The 17,885-nt window shown below is 62.5% G+C and carries 15 protein-coding genes; 7 read left to right on the plus strand and 8 right to left on the minus strand.

All coding sequences use genetic code 11. The features are described from left to right. Positions 1 to 64: 64 nt before the first annotated feature. A complete protein-coding gene (locus tag K4G67_RS09905) occupies positions 65 to 1,804 on the plus strand; it encodes an AMP-binding protein (RefSeq protein WP_239806218.1) in 1,740 nt (579 codons plus the stop codon). 119 nt (positions 1,805 to 1,923) lie between these two features. Next, the gene (locus tag K4G67_RS09910; RefSeq protein WP_239806219.1) at positions 1,924 to 2,697 is read left to right on the plus strand and encodes a helix-turn-helix transcriptional regulator; all 774 of its coding nucleotides are present in this window, start codon (positions 1,924 to 1,926) and stop codon (positions 2,695 to 2,697) included. Between the two features lie 2 nt (positions 2,698 to 2,699). Here the strand turns inward: K4G67_RS09910 and K4G67_RS09915 are convergent, their stop codons facing one another. The 3 genes from K4G67_RS09915 to K4G67_RS09925 form a co-directional block, all read right to left on the minus strand. Beyond that, the gene (locus tag K4G67_RS09915) at positions 2,700 to 3,503 is read right to left on the minus strand and encodes an SDR family NAD(P)-dependent oxidoreductase (protein WP_239806220.1); all 804 of its coding nucleotides are present in this window, start codon (positions 3,501 to 3,503) and stop codon (positions 2,700 to 2,702) included. A 75-nt stretch (positions 3,504 to 3,578) separates the two neighbouring features. After that, positions 3,579 to 4,298 carry an SDR family NAD(P)-dependent oxidoreductase gene (locus K4G67_RS09920; RefSeq protein ID WP_239806221.1) on the minus strand — a complete coding sequence of 240 codons (720 nt, stop codon included), beginning with the start codon at positions 4,296 to 4,298 and terminating at the stop codon, positions 3,579 to 3,581. Next, complete coding sequence (locus K4G67_RS09925) at positions 4,295 to 5,308, minus strand: NADP-dependent oxidoreductase (protein WP_239806222.1); 1,014 nt, start codon at positions 5,306 to 5,308, stop codon at positions 4,295 to 4,297. Before K4G67_RS09925 ends, K4G67_RS09920 begins: the two co-directional genes overlap by 4 nt. 158 nt (positions 5,309 to 5,466) lie before the next feature. On the opposite strand from K4G67_RS09925, the gene K4G67_RS09930 reads away from it, so the two are divergent. Continuing rightward, positions 5,467 to 7,767, plus strand: a complete 2,301-nt coding sequence (locus K4G67_RS09930; RefSeq protein WP_239806223.1) for a TonB-dependent receptor — start codon at positions 5,467 to 5,469, stop codon at positions 7,765 to 7,767. Between the two features lie 79 nt (positions 7,768 to 7,846). Here the strand turns inward: K4G67_RS09930 and K4G67_RS09935 are convergent, their stop codons facing one another. Continuing rightward, positions 7,847 to 8,602, minus strand: a complete 756-nt coding sequence (locus tag K4G67_RS09935) for an SDR family NAD(P)-dependent oxidoreductase (RefSeq protein ID WP_239806224.1) — start codon at positions 8,600 to 8,602, stop codon at positions 7,847 to 7,849. Between the two features lie 213 nt (positions 8,603 to 8,815). Between K4G67_RS09935 and K4G67_RS09940 the strand changes: the two genes are divergently transcribed. From K4G67_RS09940 to K4G67_RS09950, 3 genes are read left to right on the plus strand one after another with little or no spacing between them, the layout of a single operon-like run. Continuing rightward, positions 8,816 to 10,744 (plus strand): DUF3604 domain-containing protein, encoded by a 1,929-nt coding sequence (locus K4G67_RS09940; RefSeq protein ID WP_239806225.1) that lies wholly within the window; start codon positions 8,816 to 8,818, stop codon positions 10,742 to 10,744. Next, positions 10,741 to 11,625 carry a peptidyl-prolyl cis-trans isomerase gene (locus K4G67_RS09945; RefSeq protein WP_239806226.1) on the plus strand — a complete coding sequence of 295 codons (885 nt, stop codon included), beginning with the start codon at positions 10,741 to 10,743 and terminating at the stop codon, positions 11,623 to 11,625. The genes K4G67_RS09940 and K4G67_RS09945 overlap by 4 nt, the downstream gene beginning before the upstream one ends. After that, positions 11,622 to 12,587, plus strand: coding sequence for a HupE/UreJ family protein (locus tag K4G67_RS09950; protein ID WP_239806227.1), 966 nt, complete (start codon positions 11,622 to 11,624; stop codon positions 12,585 to 12,587). Before K4G67_RS09945 ends, K4G67_RS09950 begins: the two co-directional genes overlap by 4 nt. A gap of 9 nt (positions 12,588 to 12,596) precedes the next feature. Here K4G67_RS09950 and K4G67_RS09955 read toward each other — a convergent pair whose 3' ends face one another. After that, a complete protein-coding gene (locus tag K4G67_RS09955; RefSeq protein ID WP_239806228.1) occupies positions 12,597 to 13,601 on the minus strand; it encodes an NADP-dependent oxidoreductase in 1,005 nt (334 codons plus the stop codon). Positions 13,602 to 13,778: 177 nt separating this feature from the next. On the opposite strand from K4G67_RS09955, the gene K4G67_RS09960 reads away from it, so the two are divergent. Next, complete coding sequence (locus K4G67_RS09960) at positions 13,779 to 16,262, plus strand: TonB-dependent receptor (protein ID WP_239806229.1); 2,484 nt, start codon at positions 13,779 to 13,781, stop codon at positions 16,260 to 16,262. 76 nt (positions 16,263 to 16,338) lie between these two features. Here K4G67_RS09960 and K4G67_RS09965 read toward each other — a convergent pair whose 3' ends face one another. From K4G67_RS09965 to K4G67_RS09975, 3 genes are all read right to left on the minus strand, one after another. Beyond that, positions 16,339 to 16,752, minus strand: coding sequence for a nuclear transport factor 2 family protein (locus tag K4G67_RS09965; protein ID WP_239806230.1), 414 nt, complete (start codon positions 16,750 to 16,752; stop codon positions 16,339 to 16,341). A 121-nt stretch (positions 16,753 to 16,873) separates the two neighbouring features. Next, positions 16,874 to 17,227: a Rieske (2Fe-2S) protein gene (locus tag K4G67_RS09970; protein WP_239806231.1), complete on the minus strand. Its 354-nt coding sequence runs from the start codon at positions 17,225 to 17,227 to the stop codon at positions 16,874 to 16,876. 18 nt (positions 17,228 to 17,245) lie between these two features. After that, the gene (locus K4G67_RS09975) at positions 17,246 to 17,782 is read right to left on the minus strand and encodes a VOC family protein (RefSeq protein WP_239806232.1); all 537 of its coding nucleotides are present in this window, start codon (positions 17,780 to 17,782) and stop codon (positions 17,246 to 17,248) included. Positions 17,783 to 17,885: the final 103 nt, after the last annotated feature.

Here is a 17,885-nt window from a genome sequence, read left to right on the forward strand (position 1 = left end):
TGCGAAAGGTGACAGGTGCCTCGCCTTTTCGACAATGGAAGAAGCGTGCGTCGCATGGCACGCCATGACGGATGAGCGGGCCCGCGCATGTCGGCGCATCGGGGAGGAAACGCGGATGAACAGCTACGAGAACGACGAACCGCACTCGGGCGGTACCACGGTTGAAGCGACGGGCGCCGCGCATGGCGGCGCGGGCGGAACGAAGCCGTGGGACTGGCTTATGATACCGCCTGCTCATCTGCGCCCCTTTGCCGATGCCTGGCGCGGGTTGACCATCGCCGACCTTGCGGAGCGCCGGGTTGCCGAGGACCCCGAATTCGTCGCGATGATCGATGACAAACGCGCGCTGACCCGGCGGGAATGGCTGGCCGATGCGCATGCGCTGGCCTCCGCCATGCGCGCGCGCGGGTTGCAGGCAGGCGACGTGGTCGCGTTTCAGGTACCCAATTGGCACGAGGCGGCGGTGCTCAACCTCGCCTGCGCGATCGCGGGTTTCATCGTCAATCCGATCGTGCCGATCTACCGCGATGCGGAGGTGCGGCAGATGCTGCGCGATTGCGGGGCGCGGGCGTTCTTCACCTGTACCGAATTCCGGCGGTTCGATTTTTCGCAAATGGCGCAGCGCCTGCGTAATGAGCTGGCGGACCTTGCTTTCACCTTCACCATTCGCGGGTCGGGTCCGGACAATTTCGCCGCGCTTGTCGACGAAGGGCGCGGCATGCCGCAGCAACGCGCCGCAATCGACCCGAACGGGGTGAAGATGGTGCTCTATACCTCCGGCACGACCGGCCTGCCCAAAGGGGTGCTGCACAGCCACAACACAATCGAACACATCCTGCGCACGAGCTACGAGCATTGGGGCGTGGCGGCGGGCGATGCGATCATCATGCCATCGCCGGTCACGCATATATCGGGCTATGCCAACGGGCTGGAAAGTCCGCTGGTGTCGGGCACATCCGTCATATTGATGGAAGCATGGAACGCGGACGAGGCGATCAGGCTGATCGAGAAGCATGGCGTGACGGGGACCGTGGCGGCCACGCCCTTTCTCGTGGAGCTGGCCGATGCGGCGCGCGACGCGGGCACCCGCCTGCCGACGATGCGATGGTTCGCGTGCGGCGGCGCGGCGGTTCCGCCCGATCTCATCCCCTGCGCACACGAAGCGTTCGACAATCTGAACGCGTTTCGCGTGTTCGGCGCCTCGGAGGTGCCGCTCGTCACCTATGGCTGGCCGCAGGACGAGACGCTCGCCGCGACGACCGACGGGCAGGTCGTTACCTATGACGTGCGCGTGGTCGACGAGGCCGGTCGGGATGTGCCAGCCGGTACGGAGGGAGAGATTCTCGCACGTGGTGCATCGATGATGCTGGGCTACGCCGATGCGGATCAGACCGCAGCCGCGATAACGCGCGACGGTTATTTTCAGACCGGCGACCTCGGCAATATCGAAGCGAACGGCGCAATCACCATTACCGGTCGCAAGAAGGATCTCATCATTCGCGGCGGCGAGAATATCAGCGCGGTCGAGATCGAGGACGTGCTTCGCACCCATCCGCAGGTTCGCGATGCGAGCGTCGTTGCCATGCCGCACGAACGGCTGGGCGAGGGGGTGTGCGCCTATATCATCTCCGCAGGTCCGCCCGCCAGTGTCGAGGCGCTCTGCCGCCATGTGCAGGACAGCGGCCTTGCGAAACAGAAGACCCCGGAGCGGTTCGAATTCGTCGACGACTACCCCCGAACGGCGAGCGGCAAGATCCGCAAGGATATGTTGCGCGCAGATGTTCGCGAAAAACTCGAAGGCTGAATGCCCGATCCTTCGCATGCCGGTTGGCGGAGGGTCGGACAAAGGTTGACGAAAGCGGTCCAGGTGGGACTATTACTCTCAGCGACGCGTAGAACGCGCGCGAGAGGATGACAAATCACATGGCACGTTTCGACAAGATTCTGGAAAAGGTTACGATCCGCACGCCCGCCGATGTGCGCGGTGCGGCGGAAAACCTGCGCGATATTTCACGCGAACTGGGCGAATATCGAGTCGCCGTATGCCATAATATCGCCATTCGCGAACAGATGAACGATGCCGATGGCCGATGTCTTGCCACCGACGTTTTCGGATGGACCGACGATGATGAGGATCGTTGGTGGCGTACGCCGCAACTCGCGCTGGATTCGCCGCTGCCGACCGCGTGCCGGTATGAAAGCGAACCGTTCTGGTGCAACGAGGAAGGCTTCAGGACCATCGTACCGAACCCGATGCTGGCCTCGCTCGATTGTCGCGATTTTGTGAAGCGCGGGCTGACCCCGGCGGCGATCGTGGTGCCGACGCACATGCCGTTCGGCCAGATCGGCGCGGCAAGCTTCATCCCGCACGACCGGACGAAGCTCGATCTAGCGGAGGATTTCGCGCGCAACGGCACGGTGCTCGGCCTGCTCGCACGGCTGTTCATGGTCGGCTATGTCCATGCCATGTGCGACAGCCGCGAGGTTCCCATTGCGCCGCAATTGACCAAGCGCGAAGTGGAATGCCTGCACTGGGCCGCGATCGGCAAGACCGACACCGAAATCGGCATGATCCTCGAACGCAGCCGCGCCACCGTGCGTTTTCACATGAAGAACGCCAGCGACAAGCTCGACGCCGTCAACCGGGGGCAGGCCTTGTTCAAGGCGACGCAACTTGGCTATATCGCGCCGCGATAGGTTCAGCCGCCGGCGTGGCGTTTGATACTGGCTGCGATGTCCGCCTTGGACGGATTGCCGCGCAGGCGAAGGCCGCCGTTCACTTGTAGCACCTCGCCGGTCATGAAACATTCGTCGCTCGCCAGGAACACGGCGGCGGCCGCGATATCATCGCTCGTGCCGTAGCGGCCGAGCGGGTAACCCGGCACGAAGGCTTCGTAGATGCCGGGCACATCGCCGGCCTCGGCCGTCATCGGCGTTTCGGTCAGACCGGGGGCGATAGAATTGGCGCGTATGCCGTCATGGCCGAATTCGTTGGCGATACAGCGGATGATCTGATCCGTGGCGGCCTTGGTGCCCATGTAGGCCGAATGATCCCAGAGCATGATGCTGGCCGTGGCGGAGCTGATCTGAATGATCGACCCGCCCGCGCCCCCCTGCGATTTCGCCATCTTGCGCAGCATCGCCTGATAAAACTGAAACGGGCCGATGAATTGGAGGGCGGCCATGTCCTCAAGCTGTTGCCGCGTATTGTCGAGGAATGGGGTAAGCAGGCCCCACCCCGTCGCGTTGACCGCGATGTCGATACCGCCCATTTTCCGCACCGCCGTATCGGCGAGCGCATTCACGCTGTCCTCCTGTGTGAGGTCGCATGTCGCGTAATCGCAGCCGGTCTCCTGTGCGAACTGATCGAGTACGTCGTCCTTGCGACCCGACACCAGAACCCGGGCGCCTTCGTCCATGAAACGGCGGGCCATGACCTGACCCATGTTGCCCGCGCTGCTCGCGCCCAGGATCAAGGCGCGCTTTTGCTTCAGTTTCGCCATCGGTCACTCTCCCTCGTTCTTGTCATATCGCTTTGCGGCGCCCCACACCCGGCGTGCCCGCCCGGATGCGCGCGATCAGTGCCGCACCATCGCACCACCGTCGACGAAATGGCCGTGGCCCGTCATGAAGCGCGCATCGTCGCTGCACAGGAATGCCACCACATCGGCGATGTCCTCCGACCGTCCCAGCCGGCGGAGCGGCGCCTTGTTTTCCCAGAAGGTCCGATATTCCGGCATTTCGGCAAAGGCAGGTGCGGTCATCGGCGTGTCGATGGCGCCGGGCTGCACGCAATTGGCGGTGATGCCATGGGGGCCAAGCTCCGCCGCGACCGATTTGGTAAGCCCCAGCACCGCGTGTTTCGACGCGGAATAGGCGGCCAGCCCCTCATCCCCGAAGGAGGAGGTGGTGGACCCGATGGTCACGATCCGCCCCGCGCGCGATAGTTTGAGAAACGGCAACGCATCGCGAATGAGGTGAAAGACGGCCATTACGTTCACCTCAAACACCGTGCGGAAATAAGCATCGTCATGCCCGTCGAGCGGACAGAACGCCGAAATCCCGGCGCACGGTACCAGGATATCGATCCCGCCGAGCCGTTCTGCCGCATCGCGGACCAGTGCAGTGTTCGCGCCATCTTCGGTAAGGTCGCCGGTCATGTCAACCTCGCCTGCACGATCGGCGGTAAAGACATGGGCCCCGTCGCGGCGCAGGCGGGCGGCGACCGCGGCGCCGATGCCCGACCCAGCCCCGGTGACGATCGCGCGGCGCGCGTGGAGACGGGCCTCGTGCATCATGCGATTTTCAATATCTGCTTGCCTTCGTTCGCCCCTGTAAACAGGCGCATGAAGGTGTCGTAGCTGTTCTCGATTCCCTCCTGCACATCCTCGTCGATGCGCAGCCTGCCTTCGCCGACCCATTCCATGATTTTTGCGCCGCCCTCGGGAAAACGGGGTGCGTAATCGGCGATGAGGAAGCCGTGTATCGTCGCCTGATGCACAATCAATTGCCATAGGTTGCGCAGGCCGACGCGTTCGTCCGCGTTATATTCACTGATCAAGCCGCAAAGGACGATGCGGGCATGGGCGGCGAGGTTGAGCATCTCGGCCTCCATGATCGGGCCGCCGACGTTCTCGAACACCATGTCGAGCCCGTCGGGCGCCGCCTTCGCGATCTCGCCGGAAAGGTCCTCGATGCTCTTGCCGCGATAGTCGATAGCGATGTCGAAGCCGTAATCATCGATGAGGCGGCGGCATTTTTCCGGGCCCTTGGCGATACCGATCACACGGCATCCGTGGATCTTGCCGATCTGCCCGACGACCGAACCGACCGCGCCGGCCGCGCCCGTCACGCACAATGTCTCTCCCGGCTTCGGCTTTGCGACGTCGGTCATCCCGAAATAGGCGGTGAGCGATACGGCGCCCATCGCGGTCAGGAAACGGGTAGGCGAATCCACAGCGCCGATATCGACCGGCGCGGTGAAATGGCCGGGCGTCACGACGGAATACTCCTCGATCGCGTTCAGCCCAATCACCCATTGGCCGACCGGGTAATCCGGATTGTCAGACGCATGCACGATGCCCACGGTCGTCGCACGAACTGGATCGCCCAATGCGATCGGCGGCATATAGCTCGGCTCGTCATCCATCCATCCGCGCATCGCGGGGTCGATGCTGCAATAATGGTTGCGCACGACGAAGCCGTTCGGCGGGGGGGAGGGCACGGTTTCGCTCACCAGTTCAAAATCGTCGCGCGCCGGATCGCCTTCGGGCCGGCGGCGGAGCAGGAAACGTCGGTTCTCGGTCATGCATGCATCTCCCTTGGCGTCAGAAATGTCGGATTTTGAAGGGGCGGGCACACCTCACAAAAAGGGCAGTAACGCAAATCCGATCAACATGCGCAAACTGCGACAACCGAGGCTGCGGTAAAAAGCTGGCCCGGGCATATTCCGTGGGGAGGAAGACCTTGAAGAAAAGCTTTTCGCGCGCCATCGCGGCCGCAGCCTTTGCCAGCTCTGCCATGTTCGTTGCACAGGCGGCGCATGCGCAGGCGTCCAACGAGGATACGGACATCGTTCCTGATCCGGAGGGGCCGACCCCCGCCGCGGGGCCCGTGACGCAATCCACCAACGCCAATCAGATCATCGTGACCGCCCGCCGGCGCGAGGAATCGTTGCAAAACACGCCGATCGCGATCACGGCCATCAACGCCGCGATGCTGGAAAACAAGAATTCGCTCAATATCGGCGATCTTCAGGGCGAGGCGCCCAACCTCCTCATCACGCAGCAGAACTCGGGCGCGGCGGCGGCGAATCTCTCGATCCGCGGCCTGACCTATGCCGACGTCGAAAAATCGCAGGAGCCCACCGTGGGCGTTGTGATCGATGGCGTCTTCATCGGCACGAACACCGGCCAATTGCTCGATTTCTTCGACATCGAACAGATCGAGGTTCTGCGCGGGCCGCAGGGGACCTTGTTCGGGCGCAACACGATCGGCGGCGTCATCAATATCCGTCGCACCCGCCCCACCTTTACCACGGGGCTGAAGGCAGAGGCATCCGTCGCACGCTTCGGAACCTATAGCGGTCGGGCCGTCGTCAATTTCGGTATCGGCGACATCATCGGGGTCAAGCCGTTCTTCTTCTACAACGAAAGCAACGGTTTCTATCGCGACAATGAAACGGGCGACCGGCGTGGCGGATCGAAGAACTACAATTACGGTGTCGCCATTGCCGTCGAACCGAGCAGCGATTTCGACCTCTTGATGACGGTCGAGAAACAGGAACAGGATTTCGAAGTCGTCAACCCCGGCATCTCGCGCACGGGGGAGGTGATCTGCAATTTCGCGCCGGCCGATCAATGCAATCGCAACACTACCGACGATCTTTACACCGTGTTCGGAAGCCCTGCATTCGGCACCTATAGCGCGCCGGCGCTCACCGCCGAGATGAACTGGGATACCGGCCTTGTCCGGCTCACCTCCGTCACCGGCTGGCGCAAGTCCAGCGAGGATCAGCAGCAGGATTTCGACGGGACCAGCGTCGATCTGTTCTTCTCCAACCGTGTGCAAAGCTACAAGCAGTTCAGCCAGGAAATCCGCGCAGCAGGCGATCTGTTCGACGGGTTCGATTATGTCGTCGGCGGATTCTACTTCAATTCCGATTTCTCGTTGCAGCAATTCACGCGCGTATTCCGGTTCAACGACCAGCTGGACGTGCGCGATGCCGATACCAATCCCCGTTCGGTCAATGGCGCCACCGAAAGCTACGCGGTTTTCGGCGATTTCAACTGGGAAGTGTTCGATGCGGTTCGGCTCTCGTTCGGTGGACGCTGGACCAAGGATAGAAAATCGCTCTCGAACGGTTTTCTGCAAACCGGCCTGATCGGACAGGGAGAGGCGACATTCGACAAGTTCACGCCCAAGGTCGGCGTCGACTGGCGGCCGAACCCGGACATGCTCCTTTATGCCAGCTGGTCGCAGGGCTATCGTTCGGGCGGGTTCAATCCGCGTGCGCAAACGCCGGAAACCGCCGCCCTTTCGTTTCAGCCCGAAATCGTGGACAGCTACGAAGTCGGCGCCAAGCTCGACATGCTGAACAATACGCTTCAGTTCAACGTCGCGGCTTTCCTGTCGAAATATGACGGCCTGCAACAGAACACGACCATTCCCGGCGGGCCGCAAGGGAACCAGACGATCACGTCGAACGTCGGTTCCTCCACGATCAAGGGTATCGAGGCCGATGCCACATGGCGGCCCGTCACCGGCTTGCGTTTGAACGCGACGCTCGGACTGCTCGATGCCGAATTCGACGATTTCATCGCGGGCAATCTGGTTGGAGGCGTGCTCGTGCCCTTCGACTATTCCGCGAACGACCCTATTTACAGCCCGGATGTGACCGCCTCCATCGGCGCGCAATATTCGCAGCCCGTTTCGTTCGGCGAACTGGTCGGGACGGTCGGCTATCGCTTCATCGGCGAATATGATCAGCAGATTTCGCTCGGCCCGCTATCAGGCGATTTGGTCAACGGGCCGGTCATCGTGGGTGGCAACGATCCGCGGGTGCGCACCGACAAGCAGAATCTGCTCGATGCGACACTCACTGCGAATTTCATGATGGGCAATACGGAGGCCTATATCAGCGCATTCGGCCGCAATCTGCTCGACGATCGCGGGACGACGGCGGCGTTCACGGTCGCGGGGCTGTTCTCCTTTGCCTCCGCGCGTGAACCGCGCACCTATGGCGTGACGGTGGGCATGGATTTCTGATCGCCCCCCGGTCAAACGAAAGAAGGGACGCGCATCCACCGATGCGCGTCCCTTTTGTTTTCGATGTGGCGGGGCGCGGTTATTGCGCCGTCATGCCGCCGTCCACGACAAACTCGCTCCCGGTGATATAGGTCGAGCGGTCGGAAACCAGGAAGAGCACCATCTGCGCGATATCGTCTGGCTTACCCATGCGTTTCATCGGGATGCCCTGGGTGATGATGTCGTATTGTTCCGGATTGTCCTTGATCGCGACCTTCTGCATGTCTGTCCAGATCATGCCCGGATGCACGGTGTTGACGCGGATGTTCTGTGCGGCCACCTCCATCGCGATGCTTTTCGACATCACGCGCACCCCGGCCTTGCTCGCGGAATAGGCGGTGCAGCCGGGAATGCCGATCATTCCCGCGACCGAAGACAGGTTGACGATCGAGCCGCTTTCCTGCGCCTTCATCATCGGCAGCACGGCGCGGCATCCCATATAGACGCTCTTCATGTTGATATCGATCTGACGGTCCCAGCTTTCTTCGGTCAGATCGTCCATCATGCGAAGGACGGCAATACCCGCATTGTTGACCAATGCATCGATGCGCCCGGTTTCCTCCTTCACACGAGAGATGAGGGCGTTCCACGCGCTCTCGTCGGTGACATCCTGCTGTGCGGCGACGACCTTGCAACCGTTGGCGGACAGCTCCTCTGCCCGTTTCATCACGGCATTCCCGTCGATGTCGGTGATGTAGACGGTCATCACATCCTGGGCGAGCAGGCGAGCGGCGGCATAGCCGAGCCCTGCGTCCGATGCCGCACCTGTCACGATGGCGGTTCTGTTCTGTGTCATGAAATCTCCCGGTTGTGTTGTATGGTTGTCCCTGTGGTTTGACGCGGCGAACGCACAGGGCAACTGTGACAAGGGGGAGTGTCGGTCCTTGCGTAGAATCGTCACATTTTGTCGTCGGCGGCAAACCGGGTGTGTCGAAGCAATATTCACCGGGCGGTGATCGCTTTTTCGCGCCGGAGAAAATACGCCGGTAACGATCTGGGAAGATGTGCAATGGGTGGAAAGTGGCGGCTGTGGCTTGGGGTCTGTGCTCTGGCACTATCGGGGGGCGGTGCGGCGGCCTGGGCGGACATGACGCGCCAGGCATCGGCGACGACGGCGCAGGGTTCGGCGCCGCTGCACGCAATGCAGGATGGCGCGGTGGATCGGACGTCGCCCTACTCCGCCCCGCTTCGCGAACCGGCCGAAAACAACCTGTATTTCGGCGATCTGCACATGCATACGAACCTGTCGCCGGATGCATTTCTGACCGGGACACGGGGGGTCGCGCCGGAAGAAGCCTATCGCTTCGCCATGGGGGATACGATCACCGCCGACAATGGAATGGATGCGCGCCTGCGTCGCCCGCTCGATTTTATCGCCATCACCGATCATGCCGAATATCTGGGCGTCTTTCCGCGCCTGCTCGCCCGCGACGATGCGTTCGCCCAATGGGATCTGGGACGCAAATGGCTCGGCTATCTCAAGGCAAACGAGCAGGCGAAGCTGATCGTCGATTTCGCGGATGCCATTCAATCGAGGGAACGGAAATATCGCACGCCCGACCGTGTCGTGCGCAGCGTATGGAACGATGTCGCCGATCTTGCCGATCGTTACGATCGTCCGGGCCGTTTCACCGCTCTCATCGGCTATGAATGGACGTCGATGATCAACGGCGACAATCTGCACCGCGTCGTCCTGTTTCGCGGCGATGCACAGCAGGCGAAAAACGTCCTGCCCTATACGGCGCAGGATTCCACGGACCCCGAAGATCTGTGGAACGCCCTGGCGAAATACGAGGCGGCGGGCACGCGGACGCTGGCAATCGCGCATAACGGCAATGTGTCGAACGGGCGCATGTTCGCACCGGTTCGCAACAATGGACAACCGTTGAACGCGCAATATGCCGAAATGCGCAGCCGCTGGGAACCGGTGTACGAGGTCACGCAGGTGAAGGGGGACGGAGAAGCGCACCCCAGCCTGTCGCCCGGCGATCGCTTTGCCGATTTTGAAACCTGGGACAAGGGCAATATCAGCCTCACGGCCGAGAAGCAGGAGTGGATGCTGCCGTACGAATACGCGCGGTCCGCCTTGCGCGAAGGGCTGCGCCATGAACGCGCGCTTGGCGTCAATCCGTTCAAGTTCGGCATGATCGGCAGCACCGATACCCATACCGGCCTGTCGACGACGCAAGAAGACAATTTCTTCGGCAAGTTCCTGGAATCGGAACCGTCCCCCGATCGGTGGAAGCAGAAAATGGCGGCTGTCCTTCAGGAAAGCTGGGAACTGGGCGCGTCCGGCCTTGCCGCGGTATGGGCGCCCGAAAATACGCGCGCGTCGATCTTCGATGCGCTGATGCGGCGCGAAACCTATGGAACGACCGGGTCGCGCATCCGGTTGCGATTCTTCGGCGGCTACGACTATGCCCCGCGCGATGTGGATCGCCCCGATTATGCGCGCATCGGTTATCGCAAGGGGGTCCCGATGGGCGGCGATCTTGCGCGTGCCGCAAACGGGCGCGCCCCCGGCTTCATGATCCATGCGGTGCGCGACGGGGACGGCGCCAATCTCGACCGGGCGCAGGTGGTGAAGGGTTGGCTCGACGCCGAGGGGCGCACGCATGAAAAGATCTATGAGGTGGCCCTGTCGGACGGACGCCGTGTCGGTCCCGACGGGACCGTGCCCGATGTCGGGAGCACGGTGGATGTCGCCGACGCCAGCTACGACAATTCGATCGGCGATCCCGAACTTTCGACCTATTGGAGCGATCCGGATTTCGATCCCGATCAGCCGGCGTTCTACTATGTCCGGGTCATCGAAATTCCGCGGCCGCGCTGGACCACATATGACATGAAATATTTCGGGATACAGTTGCCCGCGCGCGTGCCCCGGGTGGTGCAGGACCGGGCCTATAGCTCGCCGATCTGGTATCATCCGCGATGACGATGCGCGAGCGGCTGTCGAAGGTCGATCCGCTGCTGCTGTTTCTCGTTGTCGGCGTTCTGATCTTCGTCATTGCCGGGATCGTCGATCCGCGCGGCTCCGATGGCGAGGAAACCATCGTGGTCGATCGTGCGACGCTCGAACGCTATCTCGCGGCGGGCGGGGGGGAGGCGTTGGCGCAGGTGGCGCAGCGCGCCGACGCGCCACCCTCGCTCGACGCGCTTTCGCCGGAGCAGCGCGCGACCCTGATCGATCGCTATGTCGAGGAGCAGGCCCTTTATCGCGAGGCCGTCGCGTGGGGGCTGGACGATGGCGATATCGCGATCCGCCGCCGGCTCGGACAGTCGTTGCGCTTTGCGCTCCGTCCGGACATTGCCGAAACCCCGTCGCAGGACACGCTCCGCCGCTATTTCCGCCGGCACGCGGCGCGCTATCGCGAACCGGAAACCATCGGTTTCGATCATGTCTTCTACGATGCGGGGCGGGGCGGGGAGGACGCGGCGCTGTCCCGCGCCCGCGCGGCCGGATTGCCACCCGCCGACTGGTTGGCCGCAGGCGAACGGTTCGCCTATCAACGCAGCTTCGTCGGTGCCGGGCCGAACCGGATTGCCTCGGTAATGGGCGACGATTTCGCCGATAGGATCGCGCAATTGCCAACGGGCGAGTGGACAGGGCCCGTGCGCTCGCGGCTCGGCTGGCACTATGTCCGCATCGTTCGCAGGGATGCCGGAAGCGACCCGCGTTACGAAGACGTGCGCGAGGCCGTGCTCGACGACTGGTATCGGGAACGGCGGGCCGCCGGTATGAACGCGGCGACGCGGGCCGTCGTCGCACGTTACGACGCGCGCATTGATGACGACATCGGAACGCTCCGCCGATGATCGGCTTGCTGCGCGCGCTGTTGTTCGTGGCTCTCACGCTTTGTGGCGGGGCCGCGGCGCGGGCCCATGAAAGCCTGCCGCTCGTCGTGACGGTAACCGAACGAACCGAGCATGGCTACACGCTCGAAACGCGTCTGCCCGGCAATGTGCCGCCGTCGCAGGCGCCGCAACTACAGCTCGACGGTCCGTGCGAAGGCGTGGCCGCAAGCCGGATCGTGCGATGCCTGGACCGCCCCGCCGCGCTCTTGCTGCGCTGGCATTCGGGGACGCCGGCGTCGGCGATATTGGTGCGCAGCGCATTCCAGAACGGTCAGAGCGCCAGCATGACCGCGCCTGCCGGATCGACCCGGATCGCCTTGCCGGAAACCGAAACCGCGTGGGGTGTCCTGCGCCGGTATTTCGGGATCGGCGTCGATCATATCCTGTTCGGTTTCGACCATCTCCTCTTCCTCCTGTGCCTCGTCCTGATTGCGGGGGAATGGCGACGCACGGCGATAACCGTGACCGGTTTCACCCTTGGACATGCGGTGACGATATGCCTGGCGACGCTGGGCAATGTGCGAGTCAATGGCGGCGCGGTCGAGGCGGTCATCGCACTCAGCATCGCGTTTCTCGCGGCGGAACTCGTTCGGGGACGCAAGAATGGGCTGACCTTCCGCTATCCGGCTTTGGTGGCAACTGGTTTCGGTCTTTTGCACGGGCTGGGCTTTGCAGGGGCGTTGTCCGAAATCGGCATTGCGCAGACGCAGGTCGCGCTGTCGCTCGCAGGGTTCAATTTCGGGGTGGAGGCGGGCCAGCTGCTGTTCGTGGCGGCGGTTCTGGGACTTGTCGCGGCGTCGCGGACCTACGCCTCCCCTGCATGGCAGGCGCGCAGCGATCGGCTGCGCGCCACGATGCTGCTGGCGATCGGCGTGCTCGCCGCATACTGGTTCGTGGAGCGCGGCGTCGGTATCCTGGCCTGATCGACGACGTCACAATTTCAGCAGCGTTTTCCCGACGTTTTTGCCGGTCATCATCCGGCCATAGGCGACGAGCGTGTTTTCAAGCCCATGCGTCATGTCGAAGGGCAGGTCGATGCTGCCTTCGCGAAGCCAGCCGAGCAGGCGTTCGTAAAGTTCGGGACCCTTTTCCGGCACATCGGGCAGGAAGATCCCCTCGATACGAAGCCGCTTCATCAACACTTGGTCGAAATGTCTGGGGCCGGGCATCGGTTCGTCGCGGTCATATCCCGCGATCAGCCCGCAAACGCCGATCCGGCCTTTCAGCGCCATGTTCGGCATCACCGCCTCGAGGATCGCACCGCCGACATTCTCGAAATACGCGGTCGGCGCGTCGCCGAATGCGACGATGCGTTCGGCCACGTCCTCGTTCTTGTAATCGATCGCCATGTCGACGCCGAACCGTTCGGTGAGGATCGCGCATTTTTCCGGCCCGCCGGCAATGCCTATGACTTTCGCACCGAGATTCCGGCCGATCTGACAGGCGAGCGATCCTGTTGCCCCGGCCGCCGCCGACACGACGAGCACGTCGCCCTCGACAAGACCGATGATGTCCCGAACGCCATAAAGCGCGGTCCAGCCATTGAGCCCAAGCACGCCGAAATGCTGGCGAATGTCGGGCACGTCATCGTCGAGCACGACGGCCCAGGCGTCGTCCGGGACGACGGTCGAATATTCGGCCCATTGCCCGAAAACGCGGACAAGCGAACCTTCTGCAAAGCGGCCGTCGCGTGATTCCACGATCCGCCCGATCGATTGTCCCGACATCGGCGTGCCGAGCGGGAGTGGCGGCTGATAGCCATCCTCGCGCTCGCCCATCCACATGCGGGTGCCGGCATCCATCGACAAATACTCGTTCTTCAGCCGGATTTCCCCATCCTTCAACGGGGCAAGCGTTTCCTGCTGCAGCGACAGCGCGCTGGCAAAATCGTCGCCGTCGGGATGGCGGTCCAGCCGCCAGAAACGATTCTTGGTCATGGGCATCCTTTCTTTTCCCGCATGGTCGCGAGGGGGCGGGGCCGATGCACCTGTTCGTTTCGATAGCTATGGCAAACACGAGGAGGAAAAGGGGCCGGGTTTTCCTAAGCTCGACCTTCAACAAAAACAGGCGACCGGACGACCAAGTCCGGCGCCGCATCTACGGGAGAAACGACGATGGCCCCCACGGTGAAATCCGTCCTCATGCTGGGCTGTGCCGGCGCGGCATTATGCGCAACACCGGCCTTTGCGCAGCTTGCCGAAAGCGAAACCGATTATCAGGCGACGGGCGAACAGGCGCGCGGCGGCCTTTCTGAAATCGTCGTTACGGCGCGCAAGCGCGAGGAAAGCGTGCAGGACGTGCCCGTGGCCGTCACCGCCATATCCGAACAGGTCATCCAGAACCGCGACATCACCAGTGTCGAAAAAATCGCCGCCATCGCACCGCAATTCAACGTGGGCCGCGCCTCCAACGGTTCGGGGGCGCAATTGACCCTGCGCGGGATCGGGTCGTCCTCGACCTCCATCGGGATCGAGCAATCGGTCGCGGTCGTCGTCGACGGCGCCTATTACGGGCAGGGGCGGATCATCAACGAAGGGTTCTTCGACCTGCAACGGGTCGAGGTGCTGAAGGGGCCGCAGGCGCTGTTCTTTGGCAAGAACGCGACCGCTGGCGTCATTTCGATCACCACCAACGATCCCGGCCCGGTGCCCGAATTCATCGTGCGCGGATCGTACGAGTTTCAGGCCGAGCAATACAGGCTCGCGGCCATCGCGTCCTACCCGCTCTCCGATACGTTCGGCATCCGGCTCGCCGGGCGCTACACCAATCAGCAGGGCGGCTATTACACCAACAAGGCCGAGCCGTTCGATTACACCACGGTCGATTTCGCCGACCTCGCCGCGGGCGGCGACGGCGATCCCCTGAGCTTCACCGCGCCGCCGGCCCCGCGCGAACAGCCGCAGGAAGAAGAATTCCTCGGCCGCGCCACGCTGAAGTTCGAGCCGACCGACAGGCTTACCTTCACGCTCAAGGGCAGCTACGACATCAACAACGCGAACAACAATTCGTGGAACTACGTCGCCTATCGCTGCGGTCTCGACAGCGGGTTGTCGCAATTGACGGGCGAACCCTGCGCCGATGAGTTCGTCAATTACCAGAACAACTTCCCGGCCGAGATCGCCGCGAATTTCCCGGTTGCAAAGCCTGACGGCAGCCTGTTCAACCGTTACGAATCCGCCGCCGGCACGCTCAACATCGTCTACGATGCCGACGTGTTGCAGATCACCTCGGTCTCCAACTATCAATGGACCAACAACAAATGGGCCTGCGCCTGCGATTTTCAGTCGGGGCCGGGTTCGAACTGGGCGACGGAGGATTCCAGCTGGGACGCCTGGTCACAGGAGCTTCGTTTCCTGTCGCAGCTCGACGGTCCGCTCAACCTCATGGTCGGGGGGCTGTATCAGAATACGACCCGCGATTTCGATCAGTACATCATCCTCGGCAATATCCGGAACAGTGCCGCCCCGCCCGGATTCGAATATGTCGGCACATCGAAGACCAGCTTTACCGATGGCGAGACATTCGCCGTGTTCGGACAGCTGACCTTCGCGATTACCGACACGCTCGAACTGGCGGGCGGCGCGCGCTATACGGACGAAACGAAGGACAGCTTCTTCACCCAGCCTTACAACAATCCGGCTTTGACAGGTATCTTCCGCCCTTCGGACGCGGCGGACGGGCTGGGCGTGATCACTGCGCGGCAGCATTTCGAGGATGTTTCGCCCGAAGCTTCGCTCACTTGGAAGCCCAGCCGCGACCTCCTGGTGTTCGGGGCGTACAAGACCGCATATAAATCGGGCGGTTTTTCGAACTGGGGCATCAATTCGCAATTCTCACCCAATCCGCAGGACGATCTGACGTTCGAGCCGGAAACAGCCGAGGGTTTCGAAGTCGGCGTGAAATCGACCATCCTCGACAATCAGCTCAGGCTGAACGTGATCGCCTTCACCTATGATTACAGCGATCTGCAGATCGATTTCTTCAACTCGCCGATCTTCGCATTTCAAACGCTGACCGCCGATGCGCGTACCCGCGGCGTCGAGGTGGAGTTCGAATACGCGCCCTATGCGGTGGAGGGGCTGAACGTGTATGGCTCGGTGAATTATACCGATGCGGAATATACCGATTTCGCGCAGGCACCGTGCTATGCCGGGCAAACGCCCGCGGCCGGCTGCACCCCGATTAGCGCGATCGCCGCGCGGCAGAACCTGACGGGGACCGAGCTTTCGGTGGCGCCGGACTGGACCGGCAACCTGGGCGCATCCTACGACCGTGACCTCGGCGTGGACTACAAGATCGGTTTCAACGTCGATGCGAAATATTCGGGCAACTACAACCCGTCGGGCTTCGGCAATCCGCTCAGCCGGCAGGACAGCTATGTCACGCTGGATGCCGGTGTGCGCTTCGGCGCGGCGAATGACCGGTGGCAGATCGCGGTTCTGGGCAAGAACCTGACGAACGAGTTTTACGTGACCGGCGTCGTCGATGGCCCTTCGACAGGGGGCGGCACCGGTACGCCGGGCGGCTTTCCGGCAGATCAGCTCGGCTTCGGCAACCTGCCCCGCACGGTACAGGTGGAGCTTACGACGCGGTTCTGATCCTGAGATCTGCAAGCGACGAAAGGGCGGACCCTCCTTTACGAAGAGGCCGCCCGTTTTCGCGTCCCGCCTGGGTTCAGCCCTGGCGGTGAATGTTACGGAACGCGCGCCGCTGGAAATACCAGCGACCGTCGATCTTGACGCATTCGTCGTCATATTCGCCGCGATCGCGTTTTGTGACGCCGTCCTGATCGTACACTTCAGAGGTGTAGGCACGCACCTTCGCCGTATCGCCGTCGACCTCGATGCTGCCACAATAGGCCTCGAAAATGATGCCGGGGTAATGGCCCATGGCCTCGGTCCACAGCTTTACGATGTTTTCGCGGCCCGTCTGAGCGGGAAATTCGGGGTAGTCCGGCATGGTCCAGTGCGCATCCTCGGCCCAGGTCGCGCCCCATGTTTCGGGGTCGCGCTGCGTCACGGCGTCGGCATAGGTGTCGATCAGCTCGCGGATGGCGATGCGATCCTCGAGCGGTCCGGTAAATGGCATGGCTTGTCTCTCCCCATTATCGGCGCGGCCCGGACGGCGCGCACCCGTAAAGTCAGGTTAGGACGCGCATGCCGCGATGCGAACCTGCCTCTATGGGCAGGCTGCCGCGATCCTTCGCGGATCAGCCTGTCGATACGGGCAATTCTTCCATGCCGGGCTTTTCATCGGGGATGCACACCTTGATCATGCCATCCGTCACCTCAGTCTCGAACATGCGAAGACAGGGATAGGCACCGCCGATACACCGCCCGGTTTCCACATCGAAACGCGCGCCGTGGAGCGGACACATGATCGCCCCGCAGCGAATGCGTCCGCCTGAAAGCAGGGCGGCCTGATGCGTGCAGCGGTCGTTGACCGCGCTATACCCGTCCTCCGTCTTCGCCGTTAGCACGTACCAGCCGGCGATCTTCGTCGCGAGCTTGCCGTCCTCGGGAAATTCGTCTTCTGCAATAAGATCGTGCCAGCTGTGGCTCATAGGGTAATTCCTGTCGCTCTATTTGAAACGGATGGGGCGGACGGGGTCGCTACCGTCCCAGTTCTGCGCGCTGCGGCGTACGAAATCATAAAAACCGGTCAATTGTTCGCGCCCTTCGTAAAGCTCGACCATATGTCCGTACACGTCCCGCGTATCGACAAAGGCAAAGCCGAACCCGTCGTTCATCTCGCCATAAAAAGCGATGTCGTGGCCGGCGTCCTGCCATGCCCCCATCGCCGTGGGGAGATCGTCGACGAAGACCGCGACGTGATGCAGGCCGAAACGCGCGCCCTGCGCGGGATACATGTCGCGAAAGGCGGACGGGCCATCGTTGTGCTGCTGCACGAACTCGACCATGACATCGCCCCATTGGCCATAGGCGGAGCTGTGGTCGAGCGGGGCGTCGACGCCCCGGTGCCGCGAATGGCGCAGCGCAATGTTGTCGGCAACGAAAAACGGCCCGGATCCGAAACGCGCATGGTGCCGCGCCGCACTGTCCCGGACGTCGGCGCAGAAATAGGCGATCTGCCGGATCGGCAGGTTCGGTGCGACCATGTGCTGTCTCTCCCGTTTCCTGCTTCTCATAGCGGGGCGAAGGCCGGGCGGCAGGCTATTCATTCCGATAGCTGACGGCGCATCGCCCCATCGCCGACAATCA

Source organism: Croceicoccus hydrothermalis, assembly GCF_022378335.1.
GTDB classification, from domain to species: Bacteria; Pseudomonadota; Alphaproteobacteria; order Sphingomonadales; family Sphingomonadaceae; genus Croceicoccus; species Croceicoccus hydrothermalis.